Origin of the sequence: Thiomicrospira microaerophila, from assembly GCF_023278225.1 — a bacterium.
Classification (GTDB): Bacteria; Pseudomonadota; Gammaproteobacteria; order Thiomicrospirales; family Thiomicrospiraceae; genus Thiomicrospira; species Thiomicrospira microaerophila_A.
This window is the reverse complement of sequence record NZ_CP070959.1, coordinates 1,000,758-1,016,941: the sequence shown is the minus strand read 5'-3', so window position 1 is coordinate 1,016,941 and position 16,184 is coordinate 1,000,758. Positions and strand designations below refer to the sequence as shown.

At 43.4% G+C, this 16,184-nt stretch carries 14 protein-coding genes; 3 read left to right on the top strand and 11 right to left on the bottom strand.

Translation table 11 applies throughout. The features are described from left to right. Window positions 1–26: 26 nt before the first annotated feature. The 5 genes from carA to JX580_RS04805 all read right to left on the bottom strand — a co-directional run bounded on the left by carA (window position 27) and on the right by JX580_RS04805 (window position 6,075). The gene (gene carA / locus JX580_RS04825; RefSeq protein WP_248851670.1) at window positions 27–1,172 is read right to left on the bottom strand and encodes a glutamine-hydrolyzing carbamoyl-phosphate synthase small subunit; all 1,146 of its coding nucleotides are present in this window, start codon (window positions 1,170–1,172) and stop codon (window positions 27–29) included. Between the two features lie 223 nt (window positions 1,173–1,395). Next, window positions 1,396–3,312 (bottom strand): ATP-dependent DNA helicase, encoded by a 1,917-nt coding sequence (locus JX580_RS04820; RefSeq protein ID WP_248851669.1) that lies wholly within the window; start codon window positions 3,310–3,312, stop codon window positions 1,396–1,398. Window positions 3,313–3,343: 31 nt separating this feature from the next. Next, window positions 3,344–4,273: an exopolyphosphatase gene (locus JX580_RS04815; protein ID WP_248851668.1), complete on the bottom strand. Its 930-nt coding sequence runs from the start codon at window positions 4,271–4,273 to the stop codon at window positions 3,344–3,346. Window positions 4,274–4,300: 27 nt separating this feature from the next. After that, the gene (trxA, locus tag JX580_RS04810) at window positions 4,301–4,669 is read right to left on the bottom strand and encodes a thioredoxin (RefSeq protein WP_248851667.1); all 369 of its coding nucleotides are present in this window, start codon (window positions 4,667–4,669) and stop codon (window positions 4,301–4,303) included. 23 nt (window positions 4,670–4,692) lie between these two features. After that, window positions 4,693–6,075, bottom strand: a complete 1,383-nt coding sequence (locus JX580_RS04805) for a class II fumarate hydratase (protein WP_248851666.1) — start codon at window positions 6,073–6,075, stop codon at window positions 4,693–4,695. Between the two features lie 379 nt (window positions 6,076–6,454). On the opposite strand from JX580_RS04805, the gene JX580_RS04800 reads away from it, so the two are divergent. Then, on the top strand, window positions 6,455–7,126 hold the full coding sequence (locus tag JX580_RS04800) for a response regulator (protein ID WP_248851665.1): 672 nt from the start codon (window positions 6,455–6,457) through the stop codon (window positions 7,124–7,126). A 121-nt stretch (window positions 7,127–7,247) separates the two neighbouring features. Here JX580_RS04800 and JX580_RS04795 read toward each other — a convergent pair whose 3' ends face one another. From JX580_RS04795 to JX580_RS04780, 4 genes are all read right to left on the bottom strand, one after another. Beyond that, window positions 7,248–8,477, bottom strand: a complete 1,230-nt coding sequence (locus JX580_RS04795) for a molybdopterin molybdotransferase MoeA (RefSeq protein ID WP_248851664.1) — start codon at window positions 8,475–8,477, stop codon at window positions 7,248–7,250. Next, on the bottom strand, window positions 8,458–9,135 hold the full coding sequence (locus JX580_RS04790; protein WP_248851663.1) for an NTP transferase domain-containing protein: 678 nt from the start codon (window positions 9,133–9,135) through the stop codon (window positions 8,458–8,460). The genes JX580_RS04795 and JX580_RS04790 overlap by 20 nt, the downstream gene beginning before the upstream one ends. A gap of 375 nt (window positions 9,136–9,510) precedes the next feature. After that, window positions 9,511–10,191: a thioredoxin family protein gene (locus JX580_RS04785; protein WP_248851662.1), complete on the bottom strand. Its 681-nt coding sequence runs from the start codon at window positions 10,189–10,191 to the stop codon at window positions 9,511–9,513. Window positions 10,192–10,228: 37 nt separating this feature from the next. Next, window positions 10,229–11,197 carry a permease gene (locus JX580_RS04780; RefSeq protein ID WP_248851661.1) on the bottom strand — a complete coding sequence of 323 codons (969 nt, stop codon included), beginning with the start codon at window positions 11,195–11,197 and terminating at the stop codon, window positions 10,229–10,231. 131 nt (window positions 11,198–11,328) lie between these two features. Here JX580_RS04780 and JX580_RS04775 point away from each other — a divergent pair, with 131 nt between their 5' ends. Further along, on the top strand, window positions 11,329–12,864 hold the full coding sequence (locus JX580_RS04775; protein WP_248851660.1) for a class I SAM-dependent methyltransferase: 1,536 nt from the start codon (window positions 11,329–11,331) through the stop codon (window positions 12,862–12,864). Window positions 12,865–12,877: 13 nt separating this feature from the next. On the opposite strand, the gene JX580_RS04770 is transcribed toward JX580_RS04775, so the two are convergent. Together JX580_RS04770 and JX580_RS04765 are read right to left on the bottom strand one after the other, a co-directional pair. After that, complete coding sequence (locus tag JX580_RS04770; protein ID WP_248851659.1) at window positions 12,878–13,162, bottom strand: hypothetical protein; 285 nt, start codon at window positions 13,160–13,162, stop codon at window positions 12,878–12,880. A 25-nt stretch (window positions 13,163–13,187) separates the two neighbouring features. Beyond that, window positions 13,188–13,706 carry an FxsA family protein gene (locus JX580_RS04765; protein ID WP_248851658.1) on the bottom strand — a complete coding sequence of 173 codons (519 nt, stop codon included), beginning with the start codon at window positions 13,704–13,706 and terminating at the stop codon, window positions 13,188–13,190. Between the two features lie 183 nt (window positions 13,707–13,889). Between JX580_RS04765 and JX580_RS04760 the strand changes: the two genes are divergently transcribed. Next, complete coding sequence (locus tag JX580_RS04760; protein WP_248851657.1) at window positions 13,890–16,142, top strand: protein-disulfide reductase DsbD; 2,253 nt, start codon at window positions 13,890–13,892, stop codon at window positions 16,140–16,142. The last annotated feature ends 42 nt before the right edge of the window (window positions 16,143–16,184 follow it).

Here is a 16,184-nt window from a genome sequence, read left to right as displayed (position 1 = left end):
GTTAATCCCTTACTTCTGCGGCCAAATTAACCCGCGTTGACTAATTTAAACTGTTTGATATTTTCGACAAACTGATCGAACAATGGCGCAACATCATGCGGACCTGGACTCGCTTCGGGGTGACCTTGGAAACTGAATGCGGCTTTATCAGTGCGAGCAATCCCCTGCAAAGATCCATCAAACAGGGATTTATGCGTTGTTTTTAAATGTGCTGGCATGGTAGATTCATCAACCGCAAAACCATGATTTTGTGCCGTAATCAAAACTCGACCGGTATCTAGATCTTGAACAGGATGATTGCCTCCATGATGTCCAAACTTCATTTTTACTGTTTGCGCCCCGCTTGCTAAAGCAAGCAGCTGGTGTCCTAAACAAATACCAAATACAGGGATATCCGTTTCTAAAATTTGTTGAATTGCTTTAATCGCATAATCACAAGGCGCAGGATCACCAGGACCGTTAGACAAAAACACACCATCAGGATTCAACGCCAAAACCTCTTCTGCACTGGTTTGAGCCGGCACTACCGTTAAGCGGCAACCTCGATCAGCTAGCATCCGCAGAATATTTAACTTAACTCCATAATCATAGGCCACCACATGATAGGGTTGCGTTCCTGCACGTTCAACATGACCTTGCCCCAACTGCCATGAGCCTTGAGTCCAATGATAGCTGTCTTGGGTTGTCACTTCTTTAGCCAAATCCATACCGTTTAAACCGGCAAATCCACGTGCCTTGGCCACAGCCTGCTCAGCGTCAATCACAGAACCAGCTACGATAACACCATTTTGAGCTCCCTTTTCCCTCAAAATGCGTGTCAATTTACGGGTATCTATATCTGCAATAGCGACAATATTTTGTGCTTTTAGATAATCAGGCAGGCTTTGCGTTGCTCTAAAATTGCTCATTATGGCAGAACAGTCTTTAACCACTAACCCTTGAGCCATAATACGAGGCGATTCCTCATCCTCAGGATTAACACCGACATTGCCAATGTGAGGATAGGTTAAGGTAACTATTTGCTTGAAATAAGACGGATCAGTAAGAATTTCTTGATAGCCAGTCAATGAAGTATTAAACACCACCTCACCAACAGATTCACCCTCGGCACCAATTGAAGTTCCCCAAAACAACGTCCCATCTTCAAGCGCCAATAAAGCTGTGTAATTCATCTAATCGCCCGCCTAAATACTTAAAATGCACATACAAAAAACGGAGCCTGCTCTTGCAACACAAGAACAAGCTCCGTTTAAAATTTAACTAGAATATGACCTCATGTCACCCTTAGCTTCGCGTCATAAAATCAAAATATTGAATTGCTTGTATTTTAATTAACACACCTCTAAAAGTCCAGCAAAAAATCCGGTATTCAGTATTATGGATCGAGAAATCCATTTAAATCGACTTTAAAAAATCTACAGCTTCTTCTTGACTATAAGTCCATGGAAAACTTGGCAGGCTATTTACAATATTTTGACCGTAATGCTTGGTTGAGAAACGAGGATCGCACAATACCAGAACGCCCTTATCATTTTGATCACGAATTAAACGTCCCACCCCTTGCTTTAAAGCCATAATTGCCTCAGGTAGCTGAAAGTGTGCGAAACCATTCAAACCTTTTTGCTTTAAGTAGGTTTCTCGGGCTTGCACAATCGGATCATCCGGGGGTAAAAAAGGGATTCGATCAATTAAAACCAATTGCAATGCCTGACCCCTAACATCTACCCCTTCCCAGAAACTGCTTGTGCCTAACAAAATGGCATTAGATTCATTCTTAAAACGTTTCAGCAATGATGACTTCGAGCCTTGTCCTTGAACTAACAAGACCCCTTTCCAATGCTCTTCTAAAAGCGCCTTAGCTTCATTTAAAGCGCGAAAACTGGTAAACAATAAGAATGCGCGGCCTTCACTGGCCAATAGCAGAGGCCAAACCGCACGCATACATATTTTAATGTAATCTTCAGAACGTGGGTCAGGCAGACCTAGCGGATGAAAAATCAAACCCTGATGTTGATAATCAAAAGGACTAGGCCAAACTTCACTAATCGGTTCATACAGCCCAAGTCTTTGCTGAAAATACTCAAAACTTTTTCTAACACTCAAGGTTGCTGAAGTAAACACCCACCCACCGCCTATAGCCTCTCTCTGACGTCTAAAAGGCTCTGCAACACTTAGAGGTGTCATGGTTAGCTTAAAACGCGCTTGAGAAGACTCAGCCCATCGAACTTGAGTTTCCTTATCAGTCGATAACCATAAACTCAGTTGCTTTTCAAATTCCTGAGCCCGTTTGGTCACCGCTGCCAATAATTTACCGCGCTTTTCCAAAACTTTGAGATGATCAGACAAGGCCGCTAAATGATTAACAAGCCTTTCAAGCTGCTTGATAAAAACTGCTGAATCAGTCAATTGTTCCCAATTCCAACGCTTGTCCCATTTGCCTAGGGCTTCGTTAACCAACTTAATCTGTTCTTGAAACAAAGCCAGGCGATCAATTAAATCATCAGACTCAGGTGACTCTTGTTCTTTAGCTTGTTTAATGTCACGACCTAAATCTTCAAGTTGAAATCGTGAAACCGAAAACCCTAGAAACTGAGCAGCAATGTCAGGTAATTGATGTGCTTCATCAAAAATATAACAATCCGCATCCGGCAGCAGCTCGCCAAAACCTTGCTCGCGCAACGAAAGATCCGCACAAAACAAATGATGGTTCACAACCAAAACCTGAGCATCAGCTGCCTTTGCCTTCACCTTGGGGTAGAAGCAGTCTGCTTCTTTACTACAAGAGACCGCTTGACAAAATTCTAATCTTGCACAGATTTTTCTGGCTAATAGATCGCCATCATCAAGTAAACCGGATTCAGACAAATCCCCTGTGTTGGTTTTTTTAACCCAATCACGAAGCTTAGCAAGACGGTGCCAATCCTCTCGGCTATTTTTAAATTGAGTTTCAGCAAGATGCATTCTCTGTTCGCAAAGGTAATTTTCACGCCCTTTAAGCTGCATGATGCCCCCTTTAACCTTACAAAGGTCTTTTAACAGAGGCAAATCCTTGTCTATTAACTGCTGCTGTAAGTTCTTGGTGGCGGTCGAAATAATAATTTTCTTACCACTTAACAAAGCAGGAACTAAGTACGCAAAGGTTTTTCCGGTACCAGTTCCCGCTTCAGCAACAAGCGTGTTTTGCTGTTCAAAACAATGAGCGACCTGTTTTGCCATCGCAATCTGAGCTGACCTAGGACGGTAATCATTAACGGCTTGCTGCAAAGCGCCACCCTCAGCCAAAAAATCGTCCACTTTTTTTTCAAGTGTCATTCACTGTGCCCAAAAATTAAAGCCCAAGCTCCTATCCATCTTGCGTAATTTTTTCAATCAAAGCGGTTAGCGTGGCTTCTGCAACAGCGTTATCAACTTGGCAGGTTCCCGCTGCCATATGACCGCCGCCGTTATATTGAAGACAAAGCGCACCGACATTAGTTTTAGAGCTTTTATTCAAAATAGACTTCCCTATCGCAAAAACAGTGTTTTGCTGCTTCAAACCCCATAAAACATGTATCGAAATATTACTATCTGGGTAAAGTGCATAGATTGTGAATCGATTTGTAGGATATATAACATCCTCACCACGTAAATCTAACACCACTAGATTGCCATACTGCTTAGCACAGCGAATGATCTGGTCTTTTGCCTGTTTCTCATAATTAAAGTAGAGGTCAATACGCTCTTTAACATCAGGTAATTGACATATTTGTTCGATACTATGATCTCGGCAGTAATCAATCAGCTCCATCATTAACTGATAATTGGAGATTCTAAAATCTCTAAATCGACCAAGTCCGGTTCTTGCATCCATTAGAAAATTTAATAAAGACCAACCTGAAGGGTTTAAAACCTCGTCACGAGAGAATTGCGCTGCATCCCCTTTATCGACTGCTTCCATTAAATCATCCGCAATAGCCGGCATCGCGGCTTTACCACCATAATAATCATAAACAACGCGCGCGGCAGAAGGCGCGTCGACATCAATAATATGATTATCGGCTTCGTTATTACGAATTTTTTCGCTCAAGTGATGATCAAAAGCAAGATGACAACCTTCTACATAGGGTAAATTGGTCGTGATGTCATTAGGACCAATAGCAATCTTGCCGTCTTGCATATCTTTTGGATGAACAAACAAAATATCATCAATCAAATTCTGTTCTTTCAATATCACAGCACAGACTAAGCCATCAAAATCACTTCGTGTGACTAAACGAAATTTTTTATCACTCATTTGCGTATCCCCAATACAGGTTTCAATTTAAGTATTCGTTTGTGCTTGCGCAACATCTTGATGAACCTTATCCATATCTAGCTCTCGAAGCTGAGTAATGGCTTGTTCTAAATTGCTGGCAGGCAAGGCACCCGGGTTGGCATAAACCACCACCTTTTCTCGCATCAAAGCTATAGTCGGAATAGAGCGCACTTGGAACATGCCTGCTAACTCTTGCTCCTCTTCAACATTCACTTTTGCAAACAAAATATCCGGATGCTTTAAAGAAACCTCTTCAAATACAGGACCAAACTGCTTACAAGGACCACACCATTCAGCCCAAAAATCAAAAATAATCATCTCATGTGCTTCGATAGTTTTCTCAAATTCAGCTGACGTCAGGTTTATCACTGGCATGTTTTTCTCCTAATTATCTAATCTTATGACGGGGTTCCACCTAGAGTGAGCTTGGCCGGATCAAGGTAATTTTCCAGTGTTTGACGATCAAGGTTCGTCAACTCCAAAGCAACATCCATAACCGGTCTTTTAGAGCGATAGGCCTCTTTAGCAATCGCCGCTCCTTTTTCATAGCCTACCACAGTATTTAATGCCGTGACTAGAATCGGATTAACATCCAATGCTTTTTTAAGGGTGTCTTGATTAACCACAAACCCCTTTATAGCCTGATCTGCCAATTGAATAGACGCACTAGAAGCAATCTTGATCGAGTAAAGCAGGTTGTCAGCCATCATTGGTAACATAACATTCAACTGAAAAAGGCCTGACTGCGCACCAATCGTAATCGCCGTATGATTACCCGTGATCTGAGCACACACCATGGCAACCGACTCCGGAATAACCGGATTCACTTTACCTGGCATAATTGAACTTCCGGGTTGCAAAGCCGGTAATTGAATTTCTCCCAGGCCAGCAAGAGGTCCTGAGTTCATCCAACGCAGGTCATTCGCTATCTTCATTAAGCTGGCCGCTAAAACATTTAACTGACCACTTAACTCAAGAACGGTATCCTGACAACTTAAACCTATGAACAAATTAGGCATGGGCTTGAATTCATAGCCAAGCACTTGGCTGAGTTCCTCGCAAAACACTCGAGAAAACTCTGGATGCGCATTGATGCCTGTTCCCACTGCTGTTCCACCTTGAGGCAATAACACCAATCTTTCTAGACTGGATTTCAGCCTAGTTATATTATCCAATACCTGATGACGCCAAGCCTGAATTTCTTGACCAAAGGTTATCGGCATAGCATCCATTAGATGCGTACGCCCGGTCTTAACAACCGCCTTTAATTCAATCGCTTTTTGATTAAGAGTTTCAGCGAGATGATTTAAAGCAGGAATAAGTTCTTTGTTTAACGCTAAAACCGCTCCCAAATGAATGGCCGTCGGTATGACGTCATTAGAACTTTGACTCATATTTACATCATCATTTGGATGAATAGTACTAGAACCCAGTTTTGTTGCCAAGCTAGCTAGCACCTCATTCATATTCATATTAGAACTGGTTGCGGAGCCGGTCTGAAAGACATCAACCGGAAATTGATGATCATGAACACCGCTTAGGACTTCTTCTACCGCACTGGCTAAAGCTCGTTTTTTTTCTTCAGTTAGCAAGCCAAGCTTAAAGTTTGCTTGGGCGCAGGCGCGTTTAACCATAGCTAAAGCATGAATAAACGCTTTTGGCATAGTTCGACCGCTTATGGGAAAATTATTCACTGCACGTTGAGTTTGAGCGCCGTAAAGTGCGTCGACAGGAACTTCTAAGGTTCCCATGCTGTCTTTTTCAAGTCGGGTTTGAGTCATAAAAAATCTCATTATTTTAGTCTAAACAATATCGAATATACAAAAAATACACAAAAACCTATACAATACCTGTTCAAAATATTTAAATTTAAGGCTTTTTGTTTTGATGCCATTTTACGCAGAACCACAACAAATTCCCATTATTAAAATAATTGTTGGCTATAACATCTTAATAAATCATTAACGATGTTAAATCTTTTAAATAGAAAAAGCCTAAAAAACAGTTTGGTTCATTTTTTATACGTGGTAAACTTACTAGCTAAAATTGAGATATTAGAAATTTAAATCAAAAACAATACAACTGGAATTATGCGACTGACTTGCTTAGCACTTTATTCCAAATAAAACGCAAACTAAATGTAAATGGAAGGCTAACATTATGGCAAAAAAAATAAACTTACTTCTCGCTGAAAATCACGACCTGGTCAGAGAGTCATTGAAACTTCTTATCGAGGCTGATTCTAACTTTAAAGTGGTAGCTGAAGCTGAGGACGGGATTGTCTGTATGGAGCAGGTTCGCGCTAAGGATCCTGATATTGTTGTACTTGGCCTAGCGATGCCTAAACTGAATGGACTCAATACGATCTCTCAGCTTAAACGACGTCACCCCAATACCAAAATATTTGTATTAACCGCTGCTGAAACACCGACTGTATGGCAGGAAGCACTTGAATTGGGTGCGCACGGCATTGCCACCAAGCGCATCAATAAAAAAGAGTTAATTGCCGGTCTAAGTAAAGTCTTCGAAGGCGACCGATTTATTTCTGAAGAAATTAAGCCACATGTGGTTAACCTTTTAGATGCTGACGCAAACATTAAGAAAAAACGCAATATGCGTAAACTTTCTGTGCGAGAAAAACAAGTGACTAAATTGATTGCAGAAGGTTACAAAACTAAAGATATAGCCGAAATGCTAGAAATCAGTGATCGTACGGTATCAAAGCATCGTGAAAACTTAATGACAAAGCTGGGGGCGACCTCACCTGCAGAAATTACTCACTACGCTACAGATTCTGGCTTAACCAAAGTCAAATTACTTGAAATTGAGTAAAGTTTAAATCTGCTCTTATAAAAAACGCCAATCATCTGGCGTTTTTTTATTTTAAAACCAAGCCACTTTACCTTAATCATCGATCAAAATCGGGTAGCTGAGCTAATAATCAAACCTCAAGCTAAAACATATTCAATGATGCCAACGGAACAAACTCAACCCAATCCCCTTTTTTGACGGTTTTCTCCGGTGGTAAGATTACCAAACCGTTTGCCCAGTTAAATGCTAACAATGAGCTGGCGCTTTGTTGTGCATAAAGTTGCACCGCACGATTACTCTGATAACCCGGTTCTAGCCTTGCACGCAACACCTCCATTCTCGTACTGGGTTTAAACCAATCAAAATCGGCTTGCGTCCATAATGGCAAATAACATTCGTCTTCCACCCCTTGACATAGCAATAAAAAAGGCCGCGCAAACAACGCAAAATTAATTAATGCCGCGACCGGATTGCCTGGCAATGCCAATACAGGAGTTTGTTTTGTCGTCACTTTACCGATCGCAAAAGGTTTGCCCGGTTTCATTTTTACCTGCCAGGCCTGCAACTCGCCTAATTGCTCAATCGCTGCACGTAAATGATCCTCACCACCAACCGAAACCCCTCCTGTGGTTATAATCACATCTGCCTGCTCGGCAGCCTGTTGTAAAGCATTTAACGTTGCTTGTAAGCTATCTTCAACCGGTTCAAACAACAAACAGTTGAAGCCGAGTGCTTGAACTTGTGATTTGATGAGGTATTTGTTGGAATTGTAAATACCACCAACGGGTAAGGGAGATCCAGGTTCAACCAGCTCATTACCCGTATTAAGCAGCGCAACATTTAATGTTTGATAAATATCCACTTCAGCGACACCAGCAGATGCCAAAAGCGCAATATCTTGCGGCCTAAGTTTTCTCCCCACCGTTAACAGTAAGCTTTTAGGTGCAATATCACTGCCCCTTAAACGAATGTGCTGACCCTGAGATGGCGCGGCATTAAATTCAATCCAATCCCCAACACGCCTAACCTCCTCTTGTATGACAACCGTATCAGCACCTTCAGGCATCGGTGCACCGGTAAAAATCTGTGCCGCAGTCTTCGGAACTAAGGCTGTACCAACCTGACCTGCCGCAATGCGTTGACTGACCGCAACACGATATGGCGGGCTACCGGTTAAATCCGCAACTGACAAAGCATAACCATCCATCGCACTATTATTTTGCGGCGGTATCGCATATTGGCTAATCACATCCTGCGCAAGAACACCCCCTAAGGCTCGATCTAATTTCACGCGTCGAGAATTAGGAATTAATTTAGCATGGTTTAACAATTTTTCTCGCGCTTGTGCAAACTCAATCGCTTGATGCTTCATTGATCTTGTCCTCTAGTGTTCTAACGCTATTAATATTTTTAAACCCCGAAGCTAGGTCACTACAATCCACCTCGACTAAAGCTTGCTGGTTCATCCAACGGTATGCCGCTAAGTGTTGTTGTTCTATAGCATGCACCAGACTTGGCCAGGTTGAACGGTGTAATTGCGAAAAAAGGGGTTGCACTCTCTCACCATCCCAGGGTGTGATAATCTGAAAAGGTGTTGTTGACGATGTAAAACCGGCCAATTTAACTACCAGGCCTGGCGGTAGCTGGGGACAATCACAAGGAATAAGTTGTAACCAATCCGCTTGACTATCTGCAAAAACCGCATCAATTCCGGCTAAGGGGCCTAAATAACCACTAAATCGGTCAGGGATAATTTTGATATTAAGTTTATCTTGGTAGGATTTTAAATAGTTTTGGTATTCATCAGCTTGTGTATTGGTTACCACCCATATAATTGGTTTTTGTAGGCATCTTAAAAAATCGGATTGAAATTCAGCAGCAATCCAATCCATAATATGAAGAATCATCGGCACACCTTGCCATTTGACAAGCCCCTTATTGACTCCCCCCATCCTTTTACCTTCCCCTCCACACAAAACCACCATATCCAGCCGAAAATCGGCATGAGAGCCTAAGCGATTAATACGCATAAATACACCTTCCCATACTTTAATTTTTCGACCTGCGATCCGGCTCATCTCTTGTTTAAGCTGTCTAGGGTTTAGCGATTAAGGATGCAACCAGACTTTATTTAATTGAAAAAACCACACTAAATAGAATGTTAACCTTGTTAGCCTGACTCATCAAGAAATTAAACAAGCCATTCAACCTGGTTTATTCAAAAAATACCTATGTTCAATATACCTGTTCCAATAACTGCCTGGATAACTTGAAAGTCGTTTAAAGTAAATACGACAATACGACTTGATAAGATCATTCAGGATACGTCGAAGTATCTTTAATGTTTGTGCGTGTTCGTTATACTAACTAAACACGCCTAGCCTTCACAGCTTCAAACGATAAGCTTAATAATTAAACCAGCTTTTAATCATCTTGGCGCTCGGCACACCACCGGAATGCACCACCTGACCATTAATCACGACACCGGGTGTCGCCATAATGCCGTATTTTGCGATTTCAGCAATGTCTTCAACCTTTTCCAAAGTCGCATTCAAGCCTAACTCAGCCGTCACTTTTTCAACCTGTTGATAGGTATTGGTACAGTTAGCGCAGCCGGTGCCGAGCACTAAAATATGATGGTGGTCAGCCTTGGTGGTGATATTCAGCTCCGTTGCATTAGACTTGCTTGCGTCGCAACAACCCTGCTTAGACGAGGTTTCATCACAACAGCCCGTCTTTTTGGGCTCACAACAACCGGCTGACGTATCTGAACAACACGCCTGATCATTAGTACAACAGGCTCCATCTTTTTTGGTTTCTGCCGGTTTATCACAGGCCACGCCACAGGCAATACACTCACCACGTGGATTTTTAAACATCGGACAAAAACCACTAAAACTGGCTTGGATCGCATTCGCCGTCATAAACAACACAATCCAGAAAATCCAATCTGACAGCAAATTAATCTGCCCTAAAAAATGCGCGACAATCACTAGTGTTGCAATAAAAACTGCCAACATTCTTAGAGGACGGTTGCCCCGCACCACCGATCCTGAACTCGACGTACCACATGCTGAACCTGACATAAACCACTCCTAAACTATAAAAAAATAAATAAAAAAACTAAGCAAACAAAAAATTAAACAACCATCCCACCAGCATAAAGGCCACCGCGAGAATCACCACAAACCAAATTAACGCCGGCCATTTTATAACCTTGCGCAAGATAATTAACTCCGGTAACGACAAGGCCGCAATCGACATCATCAACGCTAAAGCCGTGCCAATCGGCACGCCTTTGAGTAACATCGCCTCGATAACCGGAATCACGCCTACCGCATTAGAATAAAGAGGCACCCCCATCAGCACCGCAGCCGGTACCGACCACCAGGCCTGGTCACCGACAAGGTGTTTTTCCACCCACTCTTGTGGCACATAACCATGAAACAGCGCCCCGATTGCAATCCCTGCCAACACCCATTTCCACAGGCGCCTAAAAATCTCTTTAACCTCGGCTACGGCGGTGTGATGACGCCCCGAAAAAGATTTATCCACCTTAATACCTGCCTGACCGGCTGCCATCTTAATATCCCAAACGTAGCTTTCCACCCAGCGCTCGGTTTTGAGTTTTTCCATAATCACACCGCCAACATACGCCACCACCAGGCCTGCTAACAGATACATCAGCGCAATTTCCCAACCGACTAAATAAATCAACATCACCAGTGCGATTTCGTTAATCATCGGGCTGGCGATTAAAAATGAAAAGGTCACACCCATTGGAATACGTGCCTCCACAAACCCGATAAACAAGGGCACGGACGAACAGGAACAAAAGGGCGTAACCGCCCCCAACATAATCGCTAAACTGCGCGCCAGCCATTGCGGTTTGCCACGCACAAATTCCCGAACTTTCTCTGGGGCAACAAACGCACGCAACCAGCCCATCAAATATATCACCAGCGCCAGCAAGAAAAAAATTTGCGCCACATCCATCACAAAAAACTGCACGGCTGTGCCAAGACGTTCGTCAGGCGATAACCCCAACAGGTCATAGGCCACTAAATCCCCAAGCGCTTCAAACAATTTCACCCAAGCCATCCTTCAAATTAACATTTCAAATCATTATATCTGATTTTTCAAATATTAAAACCACTATCAACAAATCAACCGCTATCGCGTATGATATGCCCTTGGATAAAAAACATAATAAGGAAGGATTCATGGCAAATTGGACAGCAGGTTATGCCGCAGATGTAGATTATACTTTTGGCTATTTTAAAGAGCTCAATCCCTTAACCATTAAACTGGCACTGATTGATGCCGGTATTCAACCGCCAGAAGTTCAAGCGGCCTGTGAGTTAGGGTTTGGGCAAGGCATTAGCGTCAATATTCATGCCGCCGGCTCTTCAACCAAATGGGTTGGTACCGATTTTAGTCCAAGCCAAGCCGGGTTTGCCCAAGATTTAGCCAAGGCATCCGAAAACCAAGCCCAACTCTATGACCAAGCCTTTGCTGAGTTTGCCCAGCGTGACGATTTACCCGATTTTGATTTTATTGCGTTACATGGAATCTGGAGCTGGGTTTCAGACGAAAACCGTAAGATTCTAGTCGATTTTATTGCCCGTAAACTCAAGGTCGGCGGCGCACTGTTTATCAGTTACAACGGCCCCGCAGGTTGGGCCAATATGTTACCTATTCGTCACCTGCTCAACCAGCACGCTGAACACATGGCTTCACAAGGGAGCAACTCCGTCGAAAAAGTTCAAAATGCGTTTGAATTTGCAGAACAACTACTTGCGATTAATCCCGGCTACTTGCAAGCCAATCCCCAAGCCAGAAAATCATTTGATATTGTCAAAAATCAAGACCCGGTTTACCTTGCACATGAGTACTTTAGTGCTGATTGGAAACCTATGGCGTTTTCAGATATGGCGAAATGGCTGTCCCCTACCAAATGTGACTATGCCTGCTCTGCTCATAGCCTCGATGAAGTCAATGCGATTAACCTGACCCAAGCCGAAGAAGACCTGATTAACCAGCAAACCAATCCGATTTTCCGTGAAACGGTGCGGGACTTATGTATGAACCAACAGTTTCGCCGTGATATTTGGGTAAAGGGTCCCAGACCGCTGGACCGATTTGAACAGATGGAACAGCTTATAAAGCTTCGCTTGGTGATGACACAGGTACGAAATGAAGTGGATTTAAATGTAAACGGCATGCTCGGCCCGTTAAAACTCAAAGCAGAAACCTATAACCCAATCCTCGATTTTTTTGCCGATTACCAAGTAAAAACCTTTGGCGAACTCCAATCCGCTATGCAAACACAGGGCATTCCGTTTGAAAAGGTGATGCAAGCGGTGATGATTTTAACCGGCAAAAATGCACTGGCTGTAGCACAGGAAACAACGCAGATTGACCAGGCTCGCCACAAAACCGATAAGCTTAATCGTTTTATTCTGATGAAAGCACGCGGAAATGATGCCATTATGACACTGGCCAGCCCGGTTACCGGCGGCGGTATAGAGCTGCAAGGCTATGAAATGCTGTTTATGTTAGCGATTCAGTTCGGACATGACAGCGCTGAGCGCATTGCCCCGTTTGTATGGGGCTTGTTAAAACAACGCGGCATTAAATTATTGCGTGATGGCAAATGGCTCGAAACCGATGAAGACAACCTAGCCGAATTGAAAAATCAACTCGACTATTTCTTAGGTGAACCGCTAAAACTCTACCGCGCGCTAGGTGTGATCTAGGCCAAGATAGTCACTAAGGCTGATGTGTTTCAAGCGTCAAGGTTTGATGCGGCTTTAAGGTCATTTGCTGACCTCTCGCTTCAACCTTGACATGGTGATAGTCCATATCGATCACTCTAACCCCATCCTTCTCACTGTGACGCGTTAAATATTGACCATTAATCCGAACCCGCATTTGACCATCCGTTCCCATCACCACCGACTCCACTTGTATGACCAGAGGTGAAGATTCTTGAGCCTTGAGGTTGGTCGAAAAAGTTAACGCGAGCATTGCTGAAAGCAAAATATAGGATTTCATCCGCTAGACTCCCAAAATAAAAAGCTTAATTTTTCTTATCATCTAACACTTCGCCCTCAATAATACGACCTGATTGCTCAGAATTAGCATCAGAACGACGACGTGAAACCTGATGATACTCAATCCGTCCGGATTCTTCATCTCGAACCGTCCACTCTGCATGAACATAGTGACTCGAAGCCGATGGTTGACGCATTGCACGAGCCAACCATCGTTTCGCCAAATATACACGCACAGGAGGAAGCAAAAGTAATAGACCAATAAAATCAGTAACCAGGCCTGGTAACAGCAACGCAACGCCTCCAATAAAAATCAGCATGCCTTCCATCACTTGCTGCTGCGGATGCTCACCTTTTGCTAAACTCAGTTGGGCTTGCTGAACCACCTGTATCCCTTGATACTTCATCATTAAACCACCGAGTGCCGCTGTTGCAATCGTTAACAAAATGGTAGGCAAGGCACCAATAGCAGAACCGACTTCTATTAATACATAAAGCTCAAGCAATGGAACAACAATAAACAATAAAAATAAAATTTTAAACATCAGACCCTTCTCTTTTAAGATTCAACTTGCTTGTAAGCTACATGGCCATAATAAACTTATTTTCAAGGTCTGTTAAGTGAGAAAGCTTAATCCTTAAACCTTTCAAGGTTGGACTAGCCTTAAATAGAGTGGGTCTGATAGAATCACAAAGTAATTTATAAATAAATAATACAGGATACTCGCATGCTAACTCAGACCATTCATTTTTCTCAAAAATGGCTTCAATTAATGCTCTTGCTTCTGTTGGGTTTGTTTGCCCACACAACGAATGCGATGATGGGCGATGACTTACTTGATGCTGATGATGCGTTTAGCCTTCAACAAGTCATTGTTGAGCAAGATGAACTGAAAATTTCATGGAAAATCGCCAAGGATTACTACCTTTACAAAGACAGAATATCCGTCGAATCCAATGATATTCAACTCTCGCAACCCATCTTTCCTAGCAGTGTTAGAAAAAACGACCCCTTGTTTGGTCAAGTAGATGTATTTCAAAAAGATTTTACAATCCGTGTTCCTTACCAATCCCATGTTCAAACTGCTGAATTAACCATCAAATATCAGGGTTGCTCTGAAAAATATGGTGTGTGTTATCCACCGCAAACCAAAAAAGTTAACATTAGCCTGCCTGCAACGCCTGCTTCGAGCAGCCTGCCGTCCTTGGGTAACGTCAATTCGCTACAAGAACTTAATGCGTTGCTCGCCGCATCTACCGGCTTTGATTCAGGTTTGCTGGATGTGGATGCCGCTTTTGCCTTTTCTTCAAGACAAAATGGCCAGGGTGAACTTATCGCTGAATGGACGATTGCTGACGGCTATTATCTTTATCGAGACAAAATCAAAGCACGGATTATCGAGGGCCAGGCTCAACTTGGAGAAATCGAAACCCCTGCCGGCAAACAAAAAGATGATCCAATTTTTGGCTCCGTTGAAGTGTATTACCAACAAGCACAAGCCACCCTTGCCATTCACAATGTAACAGGTCCCGTTAAGGTTGAAATAGAGTATCAAGGCTGTGCAGATGTTGGAGTATGCTACCCACCTGAGCGCAAAACGGTATCGATTGATGCCAAGGACTTCGGCAGCCCATCGACAAGTCTAGCTGCAACCCCAGCTGTTGACCGCAGCCAGATGTCGGAATCCGATCGGATTACGGATACCTTGATGAACGCAAATCTATGGGTTGTAGTATTGACCTTCTTTGTTTTTGGCTTGTTGTTATCGCTTACACCCTGTGTATTCCCGATGATTCCAATTCTCTCCAGCATTATCGTAGGGCAAAGTGCGAAAACCGGCCAACCTATTTCAACACGCCGCGCATTTATTATGTCACTCGTGTTTGTATTAGCAATGGCGGCTGCCTACACCATTGCCGGCGTGCTGGCTGGGTTGTTTGGTGCTAACCTGCAAGCAACCCTACAGAACCCTTGGGTACTAGCCAGCTTTGCTCTAGTATTTGTGCTTCTCGCTCTATCTATGTTTGGTTTTTATGAAATCCAACTACCGAGCAGTTTGCAAAGCAAAATAACCAATATCTCGAATAAACAACAAGGCGGCTCGCTGGGTGGTGTCGCAATTATGGGCTTCTTGTCGGCATTGATTGTTGGCCCTTGCGTTGCCCCACCGCTTGCAGGCGCACTGATTTATATTGGACAAACTGGCGACGCCTTGTTAGGTGGTTTAGCCTTGTTCGCAATGAGCATTGGTATGGGTGTTCCTCTGCTATTACTTGGCACCTCAGCCGGCAAATTACTTCCACGTGCAGGCGCATGGATGAACACCGTCAAAGCCGTATTTGGCGTACTTTTACTAGCCGTTGCGCTTTGGCTAGCAGATCGTATTATGCCAGACTGGTTAACCTTGACCGCTTGGGCTGCCCTACTGATCGCTTCAGCGATTTACATGGGAGCGCTGGAACCTATCGGCGAAAAATCAAATTGGCATAAACTCTGGAAAGCCATGGGGTTGGGTATGCTGGTATATGGTATCGTCTTGATTATCGGTGTAGCCGGCGGTTCACGTGATCTGCTTCAACCGCTTAAAGTCTTCCAAGGCGGTGGTACGGTGGCGCAGCAAGAGGCTAAACTGCAATTTGAGTATATCAACTCATTGGATGAGTTAAATGCTCGGATTGGCAAGGGACAAGCTGTGATGTTGGATTTTTATGCCGACTGGTGTGTAAGCTGTCATGAGATGGAACGCTTTACATTCAGTGATCCAGGGGTTCAAGCAGCCTTAGCCGGTGTCACGCTACTCAAAGCCGATGTGACGGCTAATAACGCTGATCACCGTGCATTGATGCGTGAACTTGGCATCGTTGGCCCTCCTGCCATTCTATTTTATAACGCCCAAGGCGTAGAACAGCGTGGACAGCGCGTAGTAGGTTTCCAAAATGCTGAAACCTTTAAAGCCAACATCAATGCAGCGTTAAATTAGCTTTTACATCAACTTATTAGGCCGCTCATGCGGCCTTTTTTA